The 23,459-nt window shown below is 68.6% G+C and carries 25 protein-coding genes; 13 read left to right on the top strand and 12 right to left on the bottom strand.

The features are described 5' to 3' along the window. Positions 1 to 31 precede the first annotated feature (31 nt). Both sucC and sucD read left to right on the top strand, forming a co-directional pair. Complete coding sequence (gene sucC, locus LTH93_RS08160) at positions 32 to 1,210, top strand: ADP-forming succinate--CoA ligase subunit beta (RefSeq protein ID WP_241470679.1); 1,179 nt, start codon at positions 32 to 34, stop codon at positions 1,208 to 1,210. A 15-nt stretch (positions 1,211 to 1,225) separates the two neighbouring features. Next, positions 1,226 to 2,140, top strand: a complete 915-nt coding sequence (gene sucD, locus LTH93_RS08155) for a succinate--CoA ligase subunit alpha (protein WP_241470627.1) — start codon at positions 1,226 to 1,228, stop codon at positions 2,138 to 2,140. Positions 2,141 to 2,277: 137 nt separating this feature from the next. Here the strand turns inward: sucD and LTH93_RS08150 are convergent, their stop codons facing one another. The 3 genes from LTH93_RS08150 to LTH93_RS08140 form a co-directional block, all read right to left on the bottom strand. After that, positions 2,278 to 2,730, bottom strand: coding sequence for a pyridoxamine 5'-phosphate oxidase family protein (locus LTH93_RS08150; RefSeq protein WP_241465493.1), 453 nt, complete (start codon positions 2,728 to 2,730; stop codon positions 2,278 to 2,280). 128 nt (positions 2,731 to 2,858) lie between these two features. Next, a complete protein-coding gene (locus LTH93_RS08145) occupies positions 2,859 to 3,995 on the bottom strand; it encodes a VIT1/CCC1 transporter family protein (RefSeq protein ID WP_241465492.1) in 1,137 nt (378 codons plus the stop codon). A 59-nt stretch (positions 3,996 to 4,054) separates the two neighbouring features. Continuing rightward, complete coding sequence (locus LTH93_RS08140) at positions 4,055 to 5,029, bottom strand: inositol monophosphatase family protein (protein WP_241470626.1); 975 nt, start codon at positions 5,027 to 5,029, stop codon at positions 4,055 to 4,057. 73 nt (positions 5,030 to 5,102) lie between these two features. On the opposite strand from LTH93_RS08140, the gene LTH93_RS08135 reads away from it, so the two are divergent. After that, positions 5,103 to 6,242, top strand: coding sequence for an App1 family protein (locus LTH93_RS08135; protein ID WP_241465490.1), 1,140 nt, complete (start codon positions 5,103 to 5,105; stop codon positions 6,240 to 6,242). A 71-nt stretch (positions 6,243 to 6,313) separates the two neighbouring features. Here LTH93_RS08135 and LTH93_RS08130 read toward each other — a convergent pair whose 3' ends face one another. Then, positions 6,314 to 7,585 (bottom strand): glycosyltransferase family 4 protein, encoded by a 1,272-nt coding sequence (locus tag LTH93_RS08130; RefSeq protein WP_241470625.1) that lies wholly within the window; start codon positions 7,583 to 7,585, stop codon positions 6,314 to 6,316. A 102-nt stretch (positions 7,586 to 7,687) separates the two neighbouring features. Here LTH93_RS08130 and LTH93_RS08125 point away from each other — a divergent pair, with 102 nt between their 5' ends. Together LTH93_RS08125 and LTH93_RS08120 are read left to right on the top strand one after the other, a co-directional pair. Further along, positions 7,688 to 8,440: a TSUP family transporter gene (locus tag LTH93_RS08125; RefSeq protein WP_241465488.1), complete on the top strand. Its 753-nt coding sequence runs from the start codon at positions 7,688 to 7,690 to the stop codon at positions 8,438 to 8,440. A gap of 49 nt (positions 8,441 to 8,489) precedes the next feature. Then, positions 8,490 to 9,848, top strand: coding sequence for a cell division protein PerM (locus tag LTH93_RS08120; protein ID WP_241470624.1), 1,359 nt, complete (start codon positions 8,490 to 8,492; stop codon positions 9,846 to 9,848). 70 nt (positions 9,849 to 9,918) lie between these two features. Here LTH93_RS08120 and LTH93_RS08115 read toward each other — a convergent pair whose 3' ends face one another. Continuing rightward, positions 9,919 to 10,344: a hypothetical protein gene (locus LTH93_RS08115; protein ID WP_241465486.1), complete on the bottom strand. Its 426-nt coding sequence runs from the start codon at positions 10,342 to 10,344 to the stop codon at positions 9,919 to 9,921. Between the two features lie 74 nt (positions 10,345 to 10,418). Between LTH93_RS08115 and purN the strand changes: the two genes are divergently transcribed. Continuing rightward, positions 10,419 to 10,997, top strand: coding sequence for a phosphoribosylglycinamide formyltransferase (purN, locus tag LTH93_RS08110; RefSeq protein WP_241470623.1), 579 nt, complete (start codon positions 10,419 to 10,421; stop codon positions 10,995 to 10,997). On the opposite strand, the gene LTH93_RS08105 is transcribed toward purN, so the two are convergent. Next, on the bottom strand, positions 10,984 to 11,976 hold the full coding sequence (locus tag LTH93_RS08105) for a hypothetical protein (protein ID WP_241470622.1): 993 nt from the start codon (positions 11,974 to 11,976) through the stop codon (positions 10,984 to 10,986). The two genes, purN and LTH93_RS08105, sit on opposite strands and share 14 nt — an antisense overlap. A gap of 170 nt (positions 11,977 to 12,146) precedes the next feature. On the opposite strand from LTH93_RS08105, the gene LTH93_RS08100 reads away from it, so the two are divergent. The 5 genes from LTH93_RS08100 to ccsB all read left to right on the top strand — a co-directional run bounded on the left by LTH93_RS08100 (position 12,147) and on the right by ccsB (position 17,225). Continuing rightward, on the top strand, positions 12,147 to 12,848 hold the full coding sequence (locus LTH93_RS08100; protein WP_241470621.1) for a histidine phosphatase family protein: 702 nt from the start codon (positions 12,147 to 12,149) through the stop codon (positions 12,846 to 12,848). A 147-nt stretch (positions 12,849 to 12,995) separates the two neighbouring features. After that, entirely contained in the window at positions 12,996 to 13,676 is a 681-nt protein-coding gene (locus tag LTH93_RS08095) for a TlpA family protein disulfide reductase (protein WP_241470620.1), read from the top strand. Beyond that, entirely contained in the window at positions 13,676 to 14,467 is a 792-nt protein-coding gene (locus tag LTH93_RS08090) for a cytochrome c biogenesis CcdA family protein (RefSeq protein WP_241465481.1), read from the top strand. Before LTH93_RS08095 ends, LTH93_RS08090 begins: the two co-directional genes overlap by 1 nt. Further along, positions 14,467 to 16,152 (top strand): cytochrome c biogenesis protein ResB, encoded by a 1,686-nt coding sequence (gene resB / locus LTH93_RS08085; protein WP_370642722.1) that lies wholly within the window; start codon positions 14,467 to 14,469, stop codon positions 16,150 to 16,152. Before LTH93_RS08090 ends, resB begins: the two co-directional genes overlap by 1 nt. Beyond that, positions 16,152 to 17,225: a c-type cytochrome biogenesis protein CcsB gene (gene ccsB / locus LTH93_RS08080; RefSeq protein ID WP_241470619.1), complete on the top strand. Its 1,074-nt coding sequence runs from the start codon at positions 16,152 to 16,154 to the stop codon at positions 17,223 to 17,225. Before resB ends, ccsB begins: the two co-directional genes overlap by 1 nt. Before the next feature lie 118 nt (positions 17,226 to 17,343). On the opposite strand, the gene LTH93_RS08075 is transcribed toward ccsB, so the two are convergent. Further along, positions 17,344 to 17,688 (bottom strand): DUF4229 domain-containing protein, encoded by a 345-nt coding sequence (locus LTH93_RS08075; RefSeq protein ID WP_241465479.1) that lies wholly within the window; start codon positions 17,686 to 17,688, stop codon positions 17,344 to 17,346. A gap of 61 nt (positions 17,689 to 17,749) precedes the next feature. On the opposite strand from LTH93_RS08075, the gene LTH93_RS08070 reads away from it, so the two are divergent. Beyond that, on the top strand, positions 17,750 to 18,307 hold the full coding sequence (locus LTH93_RS08070; RefSeq protein ID WP_241470618.1) for a PLD nuclease N-terminal domain-containing protein: 558 nt from the start codon (positions 17,750 to 17,752) through the stop codon (positions 18,305 to 18,307). Positions 18,308 to 18,379: 72 nt separating this feature from the next. Here the strand turns inward: LTH93_RS08070 and LTH93_RS08065 are convergent, their stop codons facing one another. From LTH93_RS08065 to LTH93_RS08045, 5 genes are all read right to left on the bottom strand, one after another. Further along, positions 18,380 to 19,255: a 1,4-dihydroxy-2-naphthoate polyprenyltransferase gene (locus tag LTH93_RS08065; protein WP_241470617.1), complete on the bottom strand. Its 876-nt coding sequence runs from the start codon at positions 19,253 to 19,255 to the stop codon at positions 18,380 to 18,382. 119 nt (positions 19,256 to 19,374) lie between these two features. Continuing rightward, positions 19,375 to 20,715, bottom strand: a complete 1,341-nt coding sequence (locus LTH93_RS08060; RefSeq protein ID WP_241465476.1) for an AMP-binding protein — start codon at positions 20,713 to 20,715, stop codon at positions 19,375 to 19,377. Next, a complete protein-coding gene (locus LTH93_RS08055) occupies positions 20,681 to 20,998 on the bottom strand; it encodes a TMEM208 family protein (RefSeq protein ID WP_241470616.1) in 318 nt (105 codons plus the stop codon). The genes LTH93_RS08060 and LTH93_RS08055 overlap by 35 nt, the downstream gene beginning before the upstream one ends. A 361-nt stretch (positions 20,999 to 21,359) precedes the next feature. Beyond that, the gene (locus LTH93_RS08050; RefSeq protein WP_241470615.1) at positions 21,360 to 21,980 is read right to left on the bottom strand and encodes an NAD(P)-dependent oxidoreductase; all 621 of its coding nucleotides are present in this window, start codon (positions 21,978 to 21,980) and stop codon (positions 21,360 to 21,362) included. Further along, on the bottom strand, positions 21,977 to 22,861 hold the full coding sequence (locus tag LTH93_RS08045) for an NmrA family NAD(P)-binding protein (protein ID WP_241470614.1): 885 nt from the start codon (positions 22,859 to 22,861) through the stop codon (positions 21,977 to 21,979). The genes LTH93_RS08050 and LTH93_RS08045 overlap by 4 nt, the downstream gene beginning before the upstream one ends. A 17-nt stretch (positions 22,862 to 22,878) precedes the next feature. Between LTH93_RS08045 and LTH93_RS08040 the strand changes: the two genes are divergently transcribed. Beyond that, positions 22,879 to 23,343, top strand: coding sequence for a MarR family winged helix-turn-helix transcriptional regulator (locus tag LTH93_RS08040; protein WP_241470613.1), 465 nt, complete (start codon positions 22,879 to 22,881; stop codon positions 23,341 to 23,343). Positions 23,344 to 23,459 lie beyond the last annotated feature (116 nt).

The following is a 23,459-nucleotide window of genomic DNA, read 5'->3' as shown; positions in this document are numbered from 1 at the left end:
AGAGATGACTTCGACGCAGAAGGACACACACGTGGACCTGTATGAGTACCAGGCGCGCGATCTCTTCGAGGCACACGGCGTTCCCGTGCTGGCCGGAATCGTGGCGCAGACCCCGGAAGAAGCGAAGGCGGCCGCCGAGAAGATCGGTGGCACCGTCGTCGTCAAGGCTCAGGTAAAGGTCGGAGGCCGCGGCAAAGCCGGCGGCGTCAAACTTGCCAAGAGCGCCGATGAAGCGCAGCAGCATGCTGAAGCCATTCTGGGCATGGACATCAAGGGGCACACAGTGCACCGCGTGATGATCGCCCAGGGTGCAGACATTGCAGATGAGTACTACTTCTCGATCCTGCTGGACCGAGCCAACCGCGACTACCTCGTCATGTGCTCCAAAGAGGGCGGCGTGGAGATCGAGCAGCTCGCCGTAGAGCGGCCCGAGGCACTGGCACGGGTGAGCGTGGATCCGAACACCGGCATCGATGCGGCCAAGGCCAAAGAGATCGCCGAGCAGGCAGGGTTCCCGGAAGAGCAGCATGAGCAGCTGGCTCACGCCTTCATCCAGCTGTGGACCGTCTTCTCCAAGGAGGACGCCACCCTGGTCGAGGTGAACCCGCTGGTGAAGACCGGCGACGGGCAGATCATCGCCCTCGACGGCAAGGTGACCATCGACGAGAACGCCGAGTTCCGTCAGCCGGCGCACTCGGAGCTCGTGGATGAGCAGACCGAGGACCCGCTGGAGGCCAAGGCCAAGGCCAACGACCTGAACTACGTCAAGCTTGACGGTCAGGTCGGCATCATCGGCAACGGCGCCGGTCTGGTCATGTCCACCCTCGACGTCGTCGCCTACGCGGGCGAAGCCCACGGCGGCGTGAAGCCGGCGAACTTCCTCGACATCGGCGGCGGCGCCTCGGCAGAGGTCATGGCCAACGGCCTCGACGTCATCCTCGGCGATGAGCAGGTCGAGTCCGTGTTCGTCAACGTCTTCGGCGGCATCACCTCCTGCGACGCCGTGGCCAATGGCATCGTCAAGGCACTGGAGATCCTCGGGGACTCCGCCACCAAGCCGCTCGTGGTCCGCCTCGACGGCAACAACGTGGAGGAGGGGCGCCGCATTCTGGAAGCGGCGAACCACCCGCTGGTCACCACCGCTGACACCATGGACGCCGGCGCCGACAAGGCTGCCGAACTTGCGCACTCCGCGCGGACTGACAAGTAAGGACCTGCTCACACAATGTCTATCTACCTGAACAAGGACTCGAAGGTCATCGTCCAGGGCATCACCGGCGGCGAGGGCACCAAGCACACCGCCCTGATGCTCAAAGCAGGCACCAACATCGTCGGCGGCGTCAATGCTCGCAAGGCCGGCACCGCCGTGTCCCACAAGGACAAGACCGGCAACGATGTCGAGCTGCCCGTGTTCGCCACCGTGGCCGAGGCCATGGAGAAGACCGGCGCTGACGTCTCGGTGGCCTTCGTGCCGCCGAAGTTCGCCAAGGATGCCGCCGTCGAGGCCATCGAAGCCGGCATCGGCCTGCTCGTGGTCATCACCGAGGGCATCCCGGTGCAGGACTCCGCGGAGTTCTTCAACCTCTCGCTGACCAAGACCGGTGCCGACGGCAAGCCCGTCACCCGGATCATCGGCCCGAACTGCCCCGGGATCATCACCCCGGGTCAGGCGCTGGCAGGCATCACCCCGTCCAACATCACCGAAGCCGGGCCCATCGGCCTGGTCTCGAAGTCCGGGACGCTGACCTACCAGATGATGTACGAGCTCCGCGACATCGGCTTCTCCACCTCCATCGGCATCGGCGGCGACCCGGTCATCGGGACCACCCACATCGATGCGCTGGAGGCCTTCGAGAACGATCCGGACACCAAGGCCATCGTGATGATCGGCGAGATCGGCGGCGATGCTGAAGAGCGCGCAGCCGACTACATCAAGGCGCACGTCACGAAGCCCGTCGTGGGCTACGTGGCTGGCTTCACCGCACCCGAGGGCAAGACCATGGGCCACGCCGGCGCCATCGTCTCCGGCGGCTCGGGCACGGCTGAAGGCAAGAAGGAGGCCCTCGAGGCTGCAGGCGTGAAGGTCGGCAAGACGCCGTCCGAGACCGCTTCGCTGCTTCGCGAGGTCTTCAAGGGCTGACGCTCACAGACACCGCAGCGCGGGGCCGTTCCTGATCATCAGGGACGGCCCCGTTCTGGTCTGTGCCAGGGGTCCGCGGGGCGCTGCGCAGCGGGATCACCCGGAGCGCAGCGAGCATCCCAGCGACGACGGAGGGCTCAGCCGCCCTCGGAGCCTTCGCCCAGCTCCCGCTCCGGATGCTCGCCGAAGCGGAAGTGGCGCCCGCTGATCTCTTCCGGGCGGATCCGCACGAAGAAGTCCTTGAGAGTCGGCACCCACGGCTTCAGATTCAGCTCCTCGGCGGCCTCCCGCTCTGCGGAGGTCTCCAGGCGGGCCGCCGTGCCCCGCAGCACCACCGACCAGGCCTGATCCGAGAGGATCCCGTCGGTCTCAAAGACCACGCTCTCGTTGATGGCCATCTCCGCAAGTTTCGAGCCGGGAGCGGTGCGCAGCACGATGGTGCGGTCCTGCACCGCGCAGTTGATCGGGAAGATGTCGGCCCGTCCGCCGACCACGGTGACCAGACGCCCATGCTGGACGCCTTCCAACAGGGACCAGCACTGGTCCTCGCTCAGCACCAGGATCGGTTCGCCCTCAGCGTGTTCAAACATTGCCGCCGCCTCTCAGTCGGTGATGCACTTCGCTGTGCACCCCTGAGTCTAGACCGTGTCTACATCGCGTAGAAGAGCCGGCTGCGGCGGGAGGCGGCGCCCGAGCGGGCCGCTGATGAGGCCGCCGATCAGACCAGCGTTCCGCCGAGCAGCGAGCCCAGCAGGTAGGTGACAGCGGCGGCGCCGAGGCCGATGCACAGCTGGCGCAGCCCGCGCTTGAGCGGGGAAGCCCCGGAGAGCAGCCCCACGGCTGCGCCGGTGGCGAGCAGCGCGACCCCGACCAGCGAGCTGGCGATCAGGATCGCCGTGGTCCCCTCGCTGCCCAGCAGGTAGGGCAGCACCGGGATCAGGGCGCCGACGGCGAAGAACACGAAGCTGGAGCCCGCCGCGGTCCAGGCCGAGCCCACGATGGCGTGGGAATCGATCGACTGCTCCGGATCGTGGGAGAGCTCGGGCTTGCAGTCGCAGGTGAAGACGTCGAGCCGCTCCAGCGCACGATGCTCCGCGTCGGCCTCGCTCATGCCGCGGGCCCGGTAGACCAGGATCAGCTCGTTATGGTCGAAGTCCAGGTCGGGGGCGGCGCGCAGGGTGACCTGGGTGGGGCGGGTCGCGTCGAGCAGCTCGCGCTGGCTGCGCACCGAGACGAACTCGCCGGCGGCCATCGACAGCGCCCCGGCGAGCAGCCCGGCGAGCCCGGTCAGCAGGATCACCCCGGACCCCACACCGGTGCCACCCATGCCCACGATCAGCGCGAGGTTCGAGACCAGCCCGTCATTGGCGCCGAAGACCGCGGCGCGGAAACCACCGGAGAGCTTCTCCCGACCGCGCGTGGCCAGTGCCCGGATGACCTCTTCATGGATCGCCTCATCGGCGGCCATCCGCGCAGTCGCGTCGTCATCGCCGTCATAGGGGGAGCCGCCCTCGGCGCGCTGAGCCAGCGCGAGGATGAACACCGACCCGAAGATCCGCGCCATCCAGCCCAGCAGGACCCGGTGGGCCGAGGGGGCGGGAAGCCGCTCCGCGTCGGGTCCGAGGAGATCCCGCCAATGCTGTTCATGGCGCTTCTCCGCCGCGGCCAGGCCGAGCAGGACCTGACGCTCTTCACCGCGCTTGCGCTCCGCGAGAGCGGTGTACAGCCGCCCCTCGGCCTGCTCATCGGCGAGGTATTTCCGCCAGCGACGGATCTGCCGAGTCGTCGGGCCGGCGTTCTGCGTGCGCGGTGCGCGCGACGCGGCGGCGGAATCTGCGGGCTCGCTTGGTCTCATTGGACTCAGTCTTCCCGATCTTCGCGCGTCCGGGACTCCTGAACGGCCTGTGACGAAGTTCAGGAATGGCTAAACCGACGACGCCGGGCGCTGGCCTCACTGAAGAGTCGGTGGGCCGCGGGGGAGTCCACCCCGGGGCCCAGCCCCAGATAGTCCGGGGCCAGGTGGTCAGCGGTCCCGTCGAGGTGCTCCGCATCCCCAGCGAGGGGCTCGGGGCTCCCGCCGAGGGCGAGGTAGGTGCCGCCGGCGCGACGCAGGATGAGCATCCCTGCCGCGATGTCCCAGGGCTTGGTGTCCACCCCGAGCACCACGTCATTCCATCCTGCCGCGGCATGGCAGAGCTCCAACGCTCCGGAGACCACCCGGCGGACCGTGGAGAAGCTGGTGACCATCTCCGCGAAGGCCTCCAGCGCGAGCGGCCCCTCCTGGGCCAGCACCTCCGCGGAGGGGTAGCTGGTCATCAGGTTCAGCTGCGCACCGGTGCGCGGGGCGCTGCGGGAGGCTCCCAACCGGGTCTCGGCCCGCTGGTGGCAGGAGAGGTAGGCGCCGTCATCGTCGGCGGAGAAGCTCAGCCGATTGATCGGGTCGTGGACCACACCGGCGATGACCTCGCCGGCGAAGACCGCGGCGATGGAGATCGAGAACATCGCGAAGCCGTGCGCGAAGTTGCTGGTCCCGTCGATGGGATCGATGATCCATTCCAGTGAGCCGCTGCCGCGGGCGCCTGACTCCTCCCCGGTGATCCAGGAGTCCGGGACGGCCGCGGTCAGTGCGGCGGCGAGGGCGTCCTCGGTGGCCGTGTCATGGATGGTGACCAGGTCATGGGTGCTGGTCTTGGTGCTCACTCCCATCGCCACACTTCCGGAACCAGCACCTCCGGAACCCGCACTTCCGGGGCCCGCGGTGCCAGGCTCAGGGTCGTCGGGGACTGCGCGGAAGGCCTGCACCAGCGGGGCCCCGGCCGCCTCTGCGGCCTCCAGGGCGATCGTGCGCAGCTGGCGCGGGTCGGGGCGGGGAGCGGTGGTGTTCAGCACAGGTTCACCCTACCCACCTGCCACCTGGGAGTTGCGGCAGTGGCCCAGCGCACAAGCCGGTATGATCGAGCCGATGACGAACCCAGAGCCCACTGAGGTTATTCAGGACAACGCCGCCGTGCTATCGCACTACCGCGATCGCACCCGGAACCGGGTGATGAAGACCGAGGACGGCTGGCACCAGTTCCGGCTCGGACTCGCGCGCCGGCGCGGGCTCAATGTCACGATGCTCTCGATGACCGGCTACGGCTGTCGGCGCTGGGTCCGCGTGTTCTCCCGGGTGGTGATGGCCCCGGACTCCGATTTCGAGAACGGCCGCCGCGTGGCCAAGGTCATCGCCGACGGGGTCCGCGGCTGGCGCAACTTCGTCTCCGCCCCCGTGCCCTTTGCGGAGATCACGGTGGAGATCGCCGGCCGGGAGTTCGAGGTGGTCGCTGACCGCGGCGGGATCGTGGATGCGGTGATCAAGGTCGACCTGGAGCCGGGCTGGCAGCAGGTCACCCTGCGTGCCCCCGGAAGCGAGGCCACCACCGCCGAGGTGCACATCATCGATGATGCGACGCTCACCGGTGTGGTCTGCGACATCGACGACACCGTGGTGGTCACCACGCTCCCGAGGCCGCTGCTGGCGGCCTGGAACTCCTTCGTGCTGGACGAGCACGCCCGCACACCCACCCCCGGCATGGCGGTGATGATGGAGCGGCTGATGGTCAGCTTCCCCGGCTCCCCGGTCATCTACATCTCCACCGGTGCCTGGAACGTGGCGCAGACGCTGACCCGGTTCCTCACCCGGAACCTCTACCCGCAGGGGCCGCTGCTGCTCACCGACTGGGGCCCGACGGCGGACCGCTGGTTCCGCTCCGGCCAGCAGCACAAGGCGGAGCAGCTGGAACGCCTGGCGCAGGACTTCCCCGAGATGTCCTGGGTGCTGATCGGCGACGACGGTCAGCACGACCCCAGCATCTACGCCGACTTCGTCCGCCGCCATCCTGAACATGTCACCGCGGTGATCATCCGCGAGCTGACGTACTCCGAGGCGATGCTGGCAGGTGGCCGCGCCGAGGACCCGGTGGGCAACGATCTGCTCAACTACGGCGACCCGACCGAGCCCAACGACGCCGTCCAGCTCGCCGGGGATCGGCGGATCCCGTGGATCTACGGCCCCGACGGCAAGGACATCGCCGCGAAGCTCTCCCAGCACGGCCTTCTCTGAGGTTCAACCGGCGCTGAGGTTGAACCGGCGCTGAGGTTCAACCGGCGCTGAGCGCAGCCCTGTTCTGAGGCTCAGCTGGTCGAGGTCGCTTCGGCCGCCCAGGACTCGGAGCGCCGCGGCCGGGCGTGCATCGTGCGGACCCGTCGGTTGACCTCCACGGCGCGGGCATAGTGCCCGATCAGCTCATTGGACACCGCCTCCCAGGTGCGGCCCTGCACGCTCTCGTGCGCGCGCAGTCCGAAATCCCGGCGGGCCGCGTCATCGTTGACCAGGTGCTCCACCGCGGAGCGCAGCCCGTTCAGGTCACCGGGGCGGTAGAGCCAGCCGGTGCGTCCGACGTCGACCAGGTCCAGCGGTCCGCCCCGGCCCACCGCGACCACCGGCACCGCAGCGGCCATCGCCTCCTGGATGGTCTGGCAGAAGGTCTCGGCCTCTCCGGGGTGGACGAAGACATCCAGGCTCGCCACATGGGCGCCCAGATCATCGCCTGACTGGAAGCCGGCGAAGTGCGCGCGGGGCAGCCGCCGGCGCAGCGCATCTTCCTGCGGCCCCGAGCCGATGATCACCAGCCGGGTGCCCGGAAGCGCGTCGAGCACCGCCAGGTCCTCGATCTGTTTCTCCGAGGCCAGCCGCCCGACGAATCCGATCAGCTTCTCGCCGGTGTCTGTCCCGACAGCGCCCGGACCGGCTGCTGAGCCGTCTGGACCGGCCGCCGGGCTGCTGATCCGGGCCCGGAGCTCCGCGCTGCGCCGCTCCGGGGAGAACCGTGCGGTGTCCACGCCCCGGCGCCAGGTCTTCAGCCGTTTGATGCCGCGCCGGGTGAGCTGCTCACGGCAGAAGGAGGACGGGACCAGAGTCAGCGTGGATGAGGTGTGCATCCGGTCCACGTGCTGCCAGAGCAGCTCCGTGGCCCAGGGGAGTCCGTAGCGCGCCGCATAGGTGGGCACCTCGGTCTGGTAGATCGACACGGTGGGCACTCCCAGCGCGGCCGCCGCCTGGATCGCGCGCCAGCCGAGCACGAAGGGAGACGCCACATGGACCACGTCGGGACGGATCTGCTCGAGCAGGTGGCGGATCCGGGTCACGAAGCCCGCTGCGACCCGGACCTTCGGATAGTCCGGCAGCGGCAGCGAGGGAACCCGGATGACCGGGAAGCCTTCACAGAGCTCTCCGCCCGGGCCGCCGGACTCTGTCCGCGGGCCGGCGTCGAACATGGTGTCGGCGGGGGCGATGACGGTGACGTCATCGCCGCGGCGACGTAGGTGGGCGAGTACATGAAGCACGGAGTTCGTCACGCCGTTCATGTGGGGCAGGAATGATTCGGTCACCACGACAACTCTCACGCCCTCAGGCTAGGCAGGCCGGAGAAGCGCGGGCCGTCGTGGCCGTGACCGCACTGTGAACGCTGCTCAAACGTTTTCCCCACCAGCGGATAAGGTGACCAGGTGGAAGCACTGATCCCTCTCGCCGTCGTCGGCCTGGTCCTGCTCGCCGCAGTCATCCAACGTCTGGTGGGACTCGGCTTCGGCATGGTCATGGCCCCCTTTCTCGTCGTGCTCATCGGCGCCCACGAGGGTGTGATGCTGGTGAACTTCCTGAGCATCTTCGCGCCGATGCTGGTGCTCCCACGGATCTGGAGCGACATCGAATGGCGCAAGGTGCTCTGGCTGGGCCTGCCGGCGCTCGCAGTGATGCCGGCCGCCGCGTGGATCTCGGTGAACTCCTCGGCCGGGCCGCTCTACGTGGTGGTCGCGGCCCTGGTGATCATCGGTCTGATCACCTCGATGCTGCTGAGTCGGATCACCTTCCAGGCCGACGGCGCCACCACACGGGTGATCGCGGGCATCGGATCGGGAGCAGGCACCGTCATCGCCGGGGTCGGCGGCCCCGCGATGACGATCTACGCGGTCCTCTCGCGCTGGCCGATCATGTCGATGATCGCCACGCTGCAGCCGATCTGGATCCTGCTCTCGCTGGGCTCCTTCGGGATCAAATGGTCCTTCGACGACGGCGCGCTCCCCGGTCTGCCCTGGTGGGCCTGGGCCGGGTCCGTGGTGGCGATCGTGCTCGGGATCGTGATCGGGGAGTGGCTGCAGCGCCGCATCGACGAGGCGCTGGTGCGCCGACTCGTGCTGATCCTGGCCTTCATCGGTTCGATCATGGCGCTGATCACAGGTCTGCGACTGATGTTCGGCTGAGGCCTGTTGCTCCAGCCGAAGACCGGTCCCTGCTGGCACGATAGGACCGATGGCCACCACCGACACCGAACCCAGCGCCGCCGCGACTCCAGCAGCGAAGCCGCCGACCCGCACCCGGCGTCGATTCAGCCTGCCCGCCCCTCCGCTGTGGCTCATCGGGCTGGTCGAGGCCGCGCAGATCCTGCTGATCACGATCCTGCTGGTGGGGCTGCCGGTGCTCGTGATGAGCCTCGCGGGGGGCTTCTCCGCGTTCAACCCGAACTTCGTGGTATCCCTGGCGGCGCAGGTGTGGCTGGTGCTGCACGGCACCCCCGTGGAACTGGTGATCACCCTCGACCCCGGCGCCCTGGGCGGGGCCCTGGAAGTCCCCGGCGGGGGCTGGTTCCACCTGGTGCCGCTGGGCCTGACGCTGATCCCGCTGTGGCTGGGCTGGCGGGCCGGCGGGCGGATCGCCCGCGGCTCCTATTCAGATCAGCTCTGGCAGGGGCTGCTTCCGCTGATCCTCGGATACGCGGCCGGCGCGGCCGGGATCGCCTGGGTGGCCCAGGCCGCGACCTTCCAGGTGATGCCCTGGCTGGCGGCGCTCTGCGCCGCGGTGCTGATGAGTCTGGCGGCGCTCGCCGGCTGCTACGCCGAGGCGCGCAGCGCGGCGCGGATGATCGGCACGGACCTGGAGGCTCGGATCGACGAGCTGTCTCAGCGGCTGCGCTGGGCCGGGTCCTACGCCTGGGCTGTGGGCCGGGCCGGCCTGGTCGGCTTCGTCGCCGCCTGCGGACTGGCGGCGCTGCTGCTGGCCGGGCAGCTGGGCGTGCAGTGGATGCAGATCGCGAACGTCTATGAGCAGCTGAACCCGGGGATCGCAGGTGTCCTCGGGCTGACCATTCTACATCTGGGTCTGGCTCCGAACCTCATCCTCTGGGCACTGGCCTACTCCACCGGGTCCGGCTTCGCGCTGGGCTCAGGATCGCTGGTCTCTCCGCTGGGCACCGAGCTGGGCGCCGTGCCGGCGGTGCCGGTGCTCGCCGCGCTGCCGGTGGAGGCCCACCCGTACGGGCTCTTCGTGCTGGGTCTGCCGGTGCTCGCCGGTGTGCTCGCCGGCTGGTGGCTCATGCGTGAGGGGGAGAACCATCTGGACGACTGGTTCACGCTGCGGATCTCCTGGCGTCCACTGGCGGCGGTGCTGTCCACCCTCTCGCTCGGAGTCCTCACCGGACTGGTCACCGCCCTGCTGGCGGTGGGGCCGCTGTGGCTCTCGCACATCTCGCTGGGGGTGGGACGGATGACCGACATCGGTCCGCACGCGCTGCTCAGCGCTGGGATGCTCGGAGTCTGGGTCGCTCTCGGCGCCATCCTCGGCTACAGCGTCTCGGTGGCGGGGCAGAGGCTCCGCCGCCGCACCACAGGCTGAGCAGAGCTGCCCGAGGCTCGAGCGAGGATCGTCCGAGACGCACCCGAGCCCGGCGGGTCTGTTCTGACTCTCAGCGCCCGAAACCGGGGATCGAGCTCATCATGCCGTCCTCGTATTCGAGCAGACACCGGTCCATCGAGCGTTCGGTCAGCGCGCTGGCCTTGCAGTCATCGAAGTCCACCGTGGCCTGCCAGAAGATGGCCTGCGAGCCGGCGGTGAAGGTGAAGATCCCGCAGCACAGCAGAGCCGCGATCGCGCTGACGTGCATCATCACCGGAAGCCGCCTGCGAAAGCATTGGACCAGCAGGATGATCCCGCCGGCGAAGCCGACCAGGCCCGCCACCACTGCCAGCAGCCGCCAGGGCAGCGGCAGCTGCAGACCCAGATAGCTCAGCAGCAGGGCCAGCACGAGCCACCCGGTGAAGCGGCCATAGAAGCGGAATGTCGACTCATCAAGGTCAGTGGCGCGGCTCCGGCCTGGTGATGGGGTGCTCATGGTCCACCACCCTATCCGGGTCCCTGCACGGGTCGGGACTGCCGAGGCGAAGAACCGGCAGTAGGCTGGCGGTCATGCGAATAGTGGTCCTGGTCTCCGGTTCGGGGACGAATCTCCAAGCCGTCATCGACGCTGTGCAGGGCGGTGAGCTGGACCTCGAGATCGCGGCCGTAGGGTCCGAGGTCCCCGACTGCGGCGGGCTCGTCCGGGCGACGACGGCGCAGATCCCCACCTTCGCGGTGCCGCTGGTCAAGGGCGGGGACCGCTCCGCGTGGAACATGGAACTGGCGGATGCCGTCCGCGCCCACACTCCTGATCTGGTGGTCTCCAGCGGATTCATGCGGATACTGGGCACCGAGTTCCTCGCGAACGCAGGCGCTGCGATCATCAACACCCATCCGGCGCTGCTGCCGAGCTTCCCCGGTGCACACGCGGTGCGCGACGCCCTGGCCCACGGGGTCAAGGTCACCGGCTGCACCGTGCATCAGGTCGACGCCGGGGTGGACACCGGGCCGATCCTCGCCCAGGAGGCCGTGCGGGTCCGCGAGGACGATGACCAGGACTCGCTGCACGAGCGGATCAAGGTGCACGAGCGACGGCTGCTGGTGGACACGCTCGCCGGCATCAGCTCCGGGACGATCACCGTGGGGTAGATCCTCCATACGGGTTGTCCTGCGGCGGGCCCTGCTGATGGGGGTTCTGCTGGTAGGGGCCCTGCTGTTGGGAGGGGCTCTGCTGCTGGTACGGGTCAGGCTGCTGGGGCGCCCAGCCCTGAGGGTTCTGCGGGCCATGCTGACCTGGACCGCCATAGGGGTTCCCGGGCCGCGAGAATTCCTTCCAGGCCTTGCGATCGCGCACGTAGGCATTGCTGGCGGGCAGCCAGAGCGCCACGATGGCGGCGAGGCTCAGTCCGGTCACGATCAGGTTCTCGGGGCCGAAGAGAATCATGAACACGCTGCCGGCGAGGAAGATCGTGGCCAGGATCCGCCCGACATTGCCCGTCATGGTGCCGACGAAGGCGAAGACCGTGTAGAGCACAGCCAAGATGATCCCGCCCAGCAGCACCATGACTCCGAGCCCGAGCATCAGGTCCTGGACGCTGAGCTCCTCGGCACCCGGGCCCTGCTGGGCCTGGGACTCCTCCGCCACCTGGGTCCAGAACGGATCGATGTCCTGCGGGTCCATCGAGGTGAAGTCCAGGAAGCTCAATATGCTCAGCGTGAGGGTCGCGGCGCCGGCCAGGAGCATCAGCACCATGGCCAGGATCAGCGTCAGCGGACGCTTCGGCTTCCGGGTGGGGACAGCCCCCGGCCCGTGCCCGCCGCCGGGGTGCTGACCATAGCCGGGCTGGAGCTGCCCCTGCGGCGTTCCGTAGCCGAACTGACCACCACCGGGCTGACCATAATTCGACTGGCCGTAGCTTGCCTCGCCGTAGCTTGCCTGGCCGGAGCTGGGGGGCTGGCCGTAGCCGGCCGACTCGCCATACCCGGCAGACCGTCCGTACCCCGGGGACTGTCCCCGGCCAGGATCCGAGCCCTGTCCGGGCTCCTGATGCGGGACAGAGCCCTCGGGTCGGCGCTGACCCCAGCGGGGCTGCTCCGGGGGGCGATTCTCTTCCGGTGTGCTGCTCATGCTGTCCCTCCTCTGCGCCCGGTCCTGGTCAGCACGCTGGGCACCTATAAGACCCGCGGCGCTGCCACGGTCCGATCTCAGCACTACTGTATCGGCGGCCAGGTTCGCACCCCACCCTGGGCGCTCCCGCAAGTGCGGCGGCCGCGCAGATCTCTGCAAGACTGTGCCCCATGAAACCTCGGGACATCACGGATCCACTCAGCGCGCCACAGGCCGGCTCCACCGTGCACCTGGTGCGCCACGGCGAGGTCCACAATCCAGGCAGGGTCCTCTACGGACGGCTGCCCGGTTTCGGTCTTTCTGAGCTGGGCCAGCAGATGGCGGAGGGGATCGCCGACCACTTCCAACAGCGGGCCGCGGCCGGCCGGCCGGTTCACATGCTCGCCGCGTCGCCGCTGCAGCGTGCGCAGGAGACGGTGACCCCGATCTCCGCACGTCTGGGACTTCCCGTCACCGTGGAGGAGAGGGTGCTCGAGGCCGAGAACGCCTTCGAAGGACTCTCCGAGGTGAAACAGCAGCTGAAGAACCCACGCTGGTGGCCGCTGCTGATCAACCCGCTGCGACCCTCTTGGGGTGAGCCGTACACGTCCCAGGTCAACCGGGTGCTCGCCGCGGTGAAGGACCTCTCCGACCAGGCCGTCGCCGCCCATGGCGACGGGGCCGAGGTGGTCGTCGTCTCCCATCAGCTGCCGATCTGGGTGACCCGGCTCTGGGCCGAGGGCCGCCCGCTCTTCCACGACCCGCGCGACCGCGAGTGCTCGCTGACCTCGGTGACCTCGCTGCACATCGGCCCTGGCGGTGTGGAGTCCGTCAGCTACGCCGAGCCCAACCGCGAGCTGCTCAAGGACGCCACGAACCTCCCCGGCGCCTGACCGGCGCCGGGCTCGCGCCTGACTCAGCGTCCAATCCCTCCGCCAGGCACCGCTGTGTGACTTATGGCCCCGGCAGCACTTCTACGGACTGTAGAATTAGTGCTCGGCTGACCCTGACTCCCTCTTCAGATCTGGACACCGCAGCGCATGACCGTCTTCAACAAGCGAACTTCCCGGACATCCCGCCTCCGCGCCCTGGCCGCAGTGGGCCTGGCCTCGGCCCTGGCGCTCGCAGGATGCAGCTCCGCCAATGATGAGCTGAGCCAGCGCGCCGCGAACGACGGGACCAACTACGTCGCCGGCGACGGCTCGGTCAAAGAGCTGGCCGCCGAAGACCGCGGCGAACCGGTGCAGTTTGAGTCCACGCTCTTCGACGGCTCCGCCGTAGGCCCCGAGCGCTGGGAGGGCGAGGTCACCGTGATCAACTTCTGGTACGCCGCCTGCGCCCCCTGCCGCGTGGAGGCCCCCGACCTGGCCGACCTCGACGAGGAGTTCACCGACGAGGGTGTGCAGTTCTACGGGGTCAACACCCGCGACACCCAGCCGACCGCGGAGGCCTTCGAGCGCACCTTCGGCATCGAATACCCCTCTATGGAGGACCGCAGCGGTGAGGTCATGCTCGCGATGACCGACTATGTGCCGCCCTCGGCGGTGCCCACCACGCTTGTGCTGGACAAGCAGGGCCGGGTCTCCGCGCGGATCCTGGGGATCGCCGAGCCCGGCACGCTGCGCGCGCTGATCAACTCCGCCCTCGACGAAGACGCCGACGCCGCCGCGTCTGAGGCCGCAGCCTCCAGCCTCGCCGCGCCGGAGCCAGCGCAGCAGTGATGGACACTCTGTTCCTCGCGGCGCCGCTGGCCGGAACCGCCGACAACCGCTTCGCCGAGATCGTCTTCGACGGTTCCCTGCTGATCTCTGCCCCGGTGGCTCTGCTCGCCGGGCTGGTCTCCTTCCTCTCACCCTGCGTCCTGCCGCTGGTGCCCGGCTACCTGGGTTACGTCACCGGACTCTCCGGCGTTGAGCTGCACGAGCGGCGCAGATCACGGATGGTCCTCGGCGCGTCGCTCTTCGTGCTGGGCTTCTCCGTCGTGTTCGTGCTCATCGGGGTGGTCTTCACTCAGGCCATCGTCTGGCTCCGCGTGGATGGGGGCTGGCTGACCCAGGTGCTGGGCGGCGTCGTCGTGATCATGGGGCTGGTCTTCATGGGCGCCTTCACCTTCTTCCAGCGCGAGCGCAAGATCGAGCGCCGCCCGCCGGACGGGCTGCTCGGCGCGCCGCTGCTGGGCGCCACCTTCGGCATCGGATGGGCGCCTTGCATCGGCCCCACCCTGGCCGCCGTGCTCGCCCTGGCCACGCCGATGGGGGGAGATCCGGGCCGCGGAGCCTTCCTGATGTTCATCTACTGCCTGGGACTCGGGATCCCGTTCATCCTGATCAGCATGGGTCTCAAGCGCGGGATGACGACCCTGCAGTTCTTCACGCGGCACAAGGTCGCCGTGATGCGCTTCGGCGGTGCCGTGCTGATCCTGGTCGGGCTGCTGATGCTCTCCGGGATCTGGAACACCTGGGTCTATGCCCTGCAGGACTGGTTCGCCAATGAAGTGAGGCTGCCCATCTGATGGCGGAAAAACGAGAGAACACCTATATGCCGGCCGGGCACCGCGACGCGCCCGAGGCCGCCGAGAACGACCCGCGCAGCCCGTCAGGCGGAAAGACCCAGGTCACCACCCCGGCACTGGGCCCCAAGGGCATGCTGCGCTGGGCCTGGACCCAGCTGACCTCGATGCGCACCGCGCTGATGCTGCTGCTGCTGCTCGCCGTGGCCGCCGTGCCCGGATCGATATTCCCGCAGCGGGTGCAGGACTCCTTCGCGGTGGCCACCTGGATCGAGGACAACCCCGGGGTCGGGGAGGTGCTGGACTTCCTGCAGTTCTTCGACGTCTATTCCTCCATCTGGTTCTCCGCGATCTATCTGCTGCTGTTCATCTCACTCATCGGCTGCATCCTGCCGCGCGCGAAGAAGCACTGGCAGCAGATCACCTCCGCGCCGCCGCGCACCCCGCGCCGGCTCGAGCGCCTCCCGGAGTCAGGGGCGCTGGAGCTGCAGTCCGGCGCCGCCGGCGACGCCCAGGACGGACCTGCTCCGGATGAGGCCCTGCAGGACGCGGCAGCGATCCTCAAGGCCCGGCGCTACCGGGTCGAGGTCCGCGGCACCTCGGTGGGCGCCGAGAAGGGTTACCTCAAGGAGACCGGGAACCTGCTCTTCCACGTGGCGCTGGTCGGTGTGCTGATCTGCGTGGCGCTGGGCTCGATGTTCAGCTACCGCGGGCAGAAGATCCTGGTGGAGGACGAGAGCTTCGTCAACGCTCTGGTCGCCTATGACAACTTCTACCCCGGTGCGTACTTCAGCGAGGACCAGATGCAGCCCTTCTCGGTCCGGCTCGACGCCTTCGAGCGGGTCTTCGACCGGGAATCGACCACCCACTTCGGCCAGGCCCTGGACTTCACCGCCGATGTCACCACCCGGCTCGGCTCGGACGGGGAGCCGCAGACCGAGGAGCTCAAGGTCAACCAGCCGCTGACCATGGACGGCGTCCGCGTCTTCCTGGTCGGCAACGGCTACGCCCCCGAGGTCACGGTGCGCGACGGCGACGGCGAGGTCGCCTTCTCCGGCCCGGTGGTCACCCGTCCGGAGGATGAGGTCTACACCTCCATGGCGGTGATCAAGGCGCCCGACGCCTCCCCCGAGCAGCTCGGCTTCGTCGGCCTGTTCCTACCCACCTCGCAGGACGCCGGCGACGGCCTCGCCGTCTCCGTGGACCCCGAGCTGGGCAACCCGGAGCTGCAGCTGAACTCCTACTACGGCGACCTCGGTCTCGATGACGGGCTCGCGCAGAACGTCTACGTGCTCGACACAGAATCCCTGGAGACGCTGAACTCCCGTGAGCTCGACGTCGGCGGCATCGTGCTCTCCCCGGGTGAGACCCACGAACTCCCCGAAGGCATGGGCTCGATCAGCTTCGACGGGGTCCAGGACTACATCGCGGTCGACATCCACTACAACCCGGCGCAGCAGGGAGTGCTGATCTTCGCGCTGACCGCCCTCGGCGGCCTGGTGCTCTCACTGTTCCTGCGCCGCCGTCGCGCCTGGGTGACTGTGGAGACCACATCCGTCGGGCGCACCCTGGTGCGCTACGGCCTGCTTTCCCGCGGCGAGGACTTTCGACTGCGAGATGAGAACATTGCCCTGCGCACCCAGTTCGAGAAGAAGTGGCCGGTGCGCGCCCCAGAGAAGGAATCCTGATGCAATCCATCAATATGGAACTGGCGCAGTACAGCGAACTGTTCATGCTGATCGCCGCGTTCATCTACACTGCCGCGTTCATGCTCTTCGCGGTCGACATGATCCGCAGCTCCGCGACGATCCGCCGGGTGGAGGATGAGCTGGCGGCAGAGAACGCCGCCGAGCGCGAGCTCGTCGGGGCAGAATCTTCGACAGGCGCAGCAGCGGGCGCCGGCACCGGGGCTGGCGCCGACCAGCCGGTGGCGGCCGCCCCCGCCGATGAGCTGGTCGACGACGGGATGGCCTACCTGGGCACGCCTCGCCCGTTCGCCAATGTCGCGGTCGCCCTCACAGTCCTGGCAGTGGCCGCGCACACCTTCGCTGTGGCTGCCCGCGGCATCGCCGCCAACCGGGTGCCCTGGGCGAACATGTACGAATTCCTGGCCACCGGCGCGCTGGTGGTCGCCGCGGTCTATCTGCTGGTGCTCACCCGCAAGGATGTCCGTTTCCTGGGGACCTTCGCACTGGGCCTCGTGGTCACCATGATGGCCGCGGCCACCATCGGGTTCCCGACACCGCTGGCACATGTCCAGCCCGCGCTGCAGACCCCATGGATCGCGATCCACGTCTCGCTTGCGGTGCTCGCGATCTCGCTGTTCACGCTGACCTTCGCGATGAACGTGCTGCAGCTGATCCAGCACCGGCGCGAGCTCGCACAGGCCGCGGGGGAGACCACCAGGCGCAGCGGCTGGCAGTTCCTGCGGCTGGTGCCCTCGGCGACCTCCCTGGAGAACTGGGCCTACCGGATGAACGCCGTGGGGTTCGTGTTCTGGACCCTCGGCCCGCTGATCACCGGCGCGATCTGGGCCGAAGAGGCCTGGGGCCGGTACTGGGGCTGGGACGTCAAAGAGGTCTGGACCTTCGTGATCTGGGTGGTCTACGCCGGTTACCTCCACGCCCGCGCCACCCGCGGCTGGACCGGCAACCGCGCGGCCTGGCTCTCGATCATCGGCTACGGCTGCATCATCTTCAACTACGCCGTGGTCAACATCTACTTCCCCGGACTGCACTCCTACGCGGGCCTGCCGGAGTAGGACGGCCGACCAGAGCAGGTCGGCCTGCCGGATGCAGGCCACGAGGCGGACTCACCGCACGGCGGTCTGCCGGCGCAGGCTGCACGGCGGGCTGCCCAGCGGCCCGCCGTCTGGCTGACTAGCGGGGGGACTCGGTCTGGGGTCCCTGCTCCTCTGCGCTGCGCTGCTGCGCGCGGAGCTTCTCCTGGGTGAGGTGAAAGTCCTCGGCGAGGGCGTCTTCTGCCTGATTGTCATCGAGCTCCGAGCTGCCCAGCTTGCGGTCTCCGCCGAAGCGGCGGGCCAGCTCCTGTCCCGCCTCGAGGCGCAGCCTGTTGAAGAACAGGTAGCCCAGCGCCCAGGACACGATCAGGCCGACGATCAGGGCGAAGATCACGGTGTATCGGCCCAGATCTAACATCAGGCAGGCGGCGAACACGATGAAGAAGGCACCCAGGCGGAGCAGCGAGTATTTCAGCACAGACATGATCCCAGTGTAGGTCCGCTCGCTGGTGAATCCGAGCTCACAGATCAACTACGCTGGAGAGATGATCAGGATCATTATCGGCTTGGGAATCGTGGGGCTGGGGCTGTTGATCTACAGCCTGGTCGAATGCCTGCAGACCCCGCGCCATCGGATCCGCGTGATGCCCAAGGTGGCGTGGATCGCGGTGATCGTGCTGCTGCCGATCATCGGTGCCAGCCTCTGGCTGGGCTTCGGACGTGTCCGCGCCCCGAAGAAGGGCGGCCAGGCCCCGCGCCGGCCCCGCTCACCCGATGATGACCCCGACTTCCTGCGCCAGGTGGAGATCCAGCGCCGCCAGCGGCAGCGCGCCGAGGAGCAGCGCCAGCGGGATGCCGAAGCACGCCGCAAGGAGCGAGAGCTCAACGCCCGCACCCAGGACGCCCGTGAGAGGGAGCTCGGCGACGCCGCCGATGCGGCCGTGGCGGGGAGCTCCTCCGCCGAGGACGCCGGTGAGCCCAGCTCCCAGGACGGCGGCCCCAGCAATGGCCGGCCCAAAGGTGGAGACGCCGGGGAGAGCCGGAAGAAGTCTTCAGATGACGACGACGACGCCGGCGGCCCCCAGCCCGCACCGCGCAGCTGAGCTGAGGATCCGCTCGGCGCACGGTCAGCTCGGCTCCCCGCCGGTTGAGGATCAGGTCACCTCAGAACCAGGTCAACTCAGAACCAGCGCCGCCGAGTAGGTCAGCGCGAAGGCCATGCCGATCAGGCTGGTCAGCTGCAGCACCTTGATCAGCGCCGGACCCTTCTTCTGCGGTGAGAGCATGATCCGCGCCGGTCCCAGCGCCAACGGCAAGGCCAGCAGCACCAGCAGGAACCACCAGCTGTGCACCAGCAGCGCCAGCGGCAGCACCAGTGCGAGGCCCACCATGGCGACATAGCTGAACCGGGCACGGCGTTCCCCGAGCCGGACGGCCAGGGTCACCTTTCCTGCCTCGCGGTCCGTGGGGATGTCCCGGACGTTGTTGGCCATCAGCAGCGCCGCGGCGATCAGTCCTGAGCCCACGGCGCCGATGCCGGCGCCCACGCTCAGCTCGGCGGCCATGGCCCAGGTGGTGCCCAGGGTGGCCACGAGTCCGAAGAAGACGAAGACCATGATCTCGCCGAGTCCGCGGTAGCCGTAGGGCCGGGACCCGCCGGTGTACCACCAGGCGGCCAGCACGCAGGCGGCGCCCACGGCGAGCATCCACCACATCCCGGTCAGGATCACGATGATCAGCCCGGCCAGCGAGGCCAGACCGAAGCTGACGAAGGCGGCGTCCTTGACCTGCCGAGGCTTCGCCGCCTTGGATCCGGTCAGCCGCATCGGCCCCACACGCTCGTCGTCGGTGCCGCGGATCCCGTCGGAGTAGTCATTGGCGTAGTTCACGCCCACCTGCAGCGCCAGCGCCACCACCAGGGCCAGTGCCGCGATCAGCAGATCGAAGCTTCCCAGTGCGTGCGCGGCGGCGGCGCCGATGATCACCGGGGCCACCGCCAGCGGCAGGGTCCGCGGCCGTGCTCCCGCGACCCATTCCTTCACAGTTGCCAAGTCGTGTCCTTTCGTTGCTGTCTTCTTACGCGGTGACGCGCGGATAGCTCGGTATTTCATCTTCAGCGCTCCCGTGTCGGGCCGGAGCGCGCGGTCCGCCCGCTCTGTGTCGGACCGGCTCAGGACGGTGATTCGCTGAGCAGTCGCAGCAGCCGCTGCCGGTCAGGCTTGCCGCTGGCCAGCAGCGGGAGCTCAGGAAGGATCAGCAGCCGCTTGGGGGTGGCCGCGCGGCCCAGAGCCTGACGCACCCGTGCGGTGAGCTCGCGGTGGACCTCCTCGGCGCTCGGTGCCGCAGGGGCGGGGATCGGGCCGGCGCTGGCGCCGGAGTATGAGCGCGCATCCGCTCCGATGCTCGCGGTGAGCGTGACGGCGACACTGATCTGCTGTCCCCACTCGGGGTCCGGGACCGGGCCGACGAAGGCCTCCCGGACCTGCGGGTGGCTGAGCAGAACCGAGCGGACGCGCTCGGCGGAGACCTTGACCCCGCCGGTGTTGATCACGTCATCGGTTCGGCCCGAGATGCTCAGGAGCTGACCCGCGGCGTCGGTGCGGACCTCGCCCAGATCATCGGTGAGGAAGCGGCGCTGCCCGGACTCGGGGTCGACGTCGAAGTGCGCCGCGGTCAGGTCCGGGTCGGCGATGTAGCCGGAGGCGACCATGGGCCCGCTGATCCGCACTCGTCCTGAGCCTGCGTCTTCGGCGTCCTGAATTTCGAGATGTACGCCGGGCAAGGGTCGGCCGTCGTAGACGCAGCCGCCGCAGGTCTCGCTCATCCCGTAGGTGCGCACGACGGTGAGCCCATGCGCCGCTGCGCGCTGCAGCAGCTGCGGGGAGGAGGCGCCGCCGCCCAAGAGGATCGCGTCGAAGCGGGCGAGCGCCGCGGTGAGTGCCTCATCCTGCGGGACATGGTCCAGCAGGCGCTGCAGCTGGGTGGGGACCAGGGAGATGAACCGACGTGCGGCCGAGAGCTGCTGGGCGGCCTGGGTGAAGGCTGTCGGATCGGTGGTGTGCTGCAGCAGCGGCACCGGAGTGGTGCCGGCGGCGAGGCTGCGGGCGAGCACGGCGAGGCCCGCGACATAGCTCGGCTGCAGGGTGAGCAGCCACTGTCCGTGCCCGCCCAGCGCCTGCGCGGTGGCTGTGACCGAGGCGTGGATGGCCGCGGCAGGAAGCAGCGTCTGCTTCGGGGTGCCGGTGGAGCCGGAGGTGCGCACGATCACCGCCCTCAGGTCGGCGGGGACGTCGTGGCGTGAGGTCCAGGTGGGAACGCCGGTGGCGTCAGCGGGCTGGAACTCCAGCGGGGGAGCCGCGGGGCCAGATTCTCGGTGCAGGGCAGCTCCGGCGTCGAGAGCTGAGCCCAGTGCGGCGTCGAGGGCGGTGAGTGCCGCGGGAACCCAGGAGTCGGTCGGCGAGGTGGTCTCGGGCACCTCAGCTGCCGCCGTCGTCCTTCTTGTCTCGGTCATCTCGTCTGCGCTTCTCCAGCTCTTCCAGTCGGGCTTCGAGCATGTCCAGGCGCCAGCGGTCCTCGGCGGACAAGTTCTCCTCGGACTTGGTGGGGATCTGCGGGCGCTCGAGCTCTCCCTTGTCGCCCTTCTCCAGCTTCTTGACCCGCTTGCGCAGCGTCTCGATCTCATCCGCCGCGTCGGAGCCCCCTGGCAGTGGCCTACCGGTGGCCATGCTCACGATCTGGGCGAGGGTGAACATGACGATTGCGATAATGACGATCCACGCAAACCAAGGCAACATGAGCCAAGATTAGCAACTGTGCTCCTCAGCCAGGGAGATGCGGGTGCTCAGGGTGCGATCGGGACATGGCGCCTAGGTTCGGCATCGTCTCCACCAGCGGCCATGCGGGTCCCCGGCGTCGGTCGCTCCGACAGTGTCCTGCTGCCGTTGCGCGTCCCCCGCAGCAGCGGAGTGACTCATCGGGCCTATCGAACCTGCTCCGTGCCGCGACGACGACGGCCAGGGTGGCGGGGACCACGGCGTCAGGAACACCACGATGGCCCCGGTGAGGGTCACGAAGAGTCCCGCCGTCGTGGACATCGTTGGCTTGGACATGGTCATGCTGGACCGAACCGCGTTCGAGGGTTCCAGCCCAGCAGCGTCATCGGGTGGCGGCGAACGGGGCCTGCCGGACGTAGATCTCCTGGTCGAGCACGTCGGTCAAGAAGATCGCGAGATCGGTCCGGCGCATACCGGTGGAGCGTGTTGACACGTGCGCATCATGTTCGACGCCGCCGGTAGCGGGTCCGTCCATCAGTCGGGGTGGGCGCACCAGGGTCCAGTTCAGCTCGGTGTCCTGCCAGGTGGCCAGCTCGACAGTCTTGTCAGCGACCAAGGAGCGGGCGAACAGGCCCATGGCTGCGGAGATCACCCGGTCCCGTCGGCTCTTGCAGTCCCCGTCGGCGTCGACTCCGGCGCCACTGATTCCGATGTAGCGGCGCACCCCGGCCATTCGCATCGCCGGCACCAGCTGCTCGACGGTCTGCCGGTGCAGCTGGTTCTGCTTCCGTGCAGGGCCCAAGGTCGAGATCACCGCCTCGGCTCCTACCAGCGCCTCGGCCAGCGCCTGTGGGTCCCGGCTGTCCCCGATGACCACCCGTGCGTGCTCCGGAGCCCTGTCCGGGTCACGAACCAGCGCCGTGACCTGGTGGCCTCGTCGGAGCAGTTCTTCCACCAGCAGTCGACCTGTCCTGCCGGTTCCTCCGAGCACAGTGACGTTCATGATGTTCGGCCTTTCTTCTGCGGGGTCTGAAGAGGGGAGTGGGGTTCCCACGCGGCGCGCTCGCGCAGCGCGAACTCCCTCAGGGTGGTGGGTGCCCGGCCGGTGACGGCCCGGATGTCGTCGGTGAGGTGCCCTGCCAGTCCCAGTCGGGCGGTGGAGTGGATGATGGTGGTGGCCACAGTCATTGCAGGATCGAAGCCCAGCGTCGTGCGGGCATGCCGGGCGTAGTCGAGCGTGCTGGGCCGCCGATAGGTGATGGTGCGGCCCAGCACGGAGCTGAGCACCTCGGCGACCTCGTCATAGGTCAGGGACTCGTCACTGGTGGGCGTCCAGATCCGGTCGGTGTGGTGTGCGGGGTCCAGCAGCGCCGCTGCGGCGACCTCAGCGACGTCGTGGGCGTCCACGAATGCCGTACGACCTCCGCCGGCGGGCACCATGATCTGGTTGCGTTCGCGAATGTCCGCGGCGAAGACGGTGGAGAGGTTCTGGTCGAAATAGGAGGGACGCAGGAAGGTCCAGCTCAAACCGGATCTTCGCAGCCATCGCTCGAGTCCCGCGTGGGGCAGCGCGGGTACGCGCCCGGCTCCCTGCACGGAGAGCAGAACCACGTGCCGCACTCCCCGTGAGCGCGCGTCCCTGAGTGTCGGCACCAGCCCGCGGCGCACATCGCCGATCTGCGGCGGACGCACCAGGAACATCGACTGCACTCCGGCGAACGCCGGGCCCCAGGTGCTCGAATCGGTGAAGTCGAAGGACACGCCTTCGGGGTCCTGGTTGCCTCGGGAGGCCGGGCGAACCTCTGCTCCGGCCTGGCGGAGTGCCCGGAGCAGAGGGGCGCCGACGTTGCCGGTGGCCCCGGTGACAAGTATCGGCGGACTCATATGTGTATGGTACACATATGGATGTTGATCTGCACCTGCTCGATGATTCGCTGATTCGGCTGCGTCGGCTGTGGGGGGCCTCGCGCAATCGACTGGTGGCCGATGGCAGCGCCTCAGTGGAGATGTCGAGTCTGCTGGTCGTGGAGGCCTGTGCCCGAGGAGCGGATGAGCACCGCGAAGTCACCGTCGGAGATGTCGCTGATCTGGCTGATGTGACCGCTTCGACCGCCAGCCGCCTCGTGGATCGCGCTGAGGAAGCAGGACTCCTCCACCGCACCCCGTCTGGCGTCAACGCCCGGCGCACTGCCCTGGTCTTGACCCCTGCTGGCTCCGCATTGCGCCAGCGCGCGGTGACGACCCGCACGGCATGGCTCGCCGACCAGGTGCGTGAATGGGACCCGGATGATGTCGAGCGACTGGGGGTGCTCCTCGCTCGTTTCGCCGACGGGCTGAACCACAGCAGTGCTCAGGACCTGGTGTGATCAGCTTCAGGGCGCGGCAGGAAGAGCATTGATCTCCCGCACCATGATGTCCGGTGCCCCTCCCGAGGCCAGGTGCGGGCGAGGGCCCTGCGTTCCTGCCACCTCGGGGCCTGCCG

This window comes from Nesterenkonia sp. DZ6 (assembly GCF_022565835.1).
Taxonomy (GTDB): domain Bacteria; phylum Actinomycetota; class Actinomycetes; order Actinomycetales; family Micrococcaceae; genus Nesterenkonia.
Note: the sequence above shows the minus strand (reverse complement) of the source record. Positions and strands in the feature narration are given on the sequence as shown.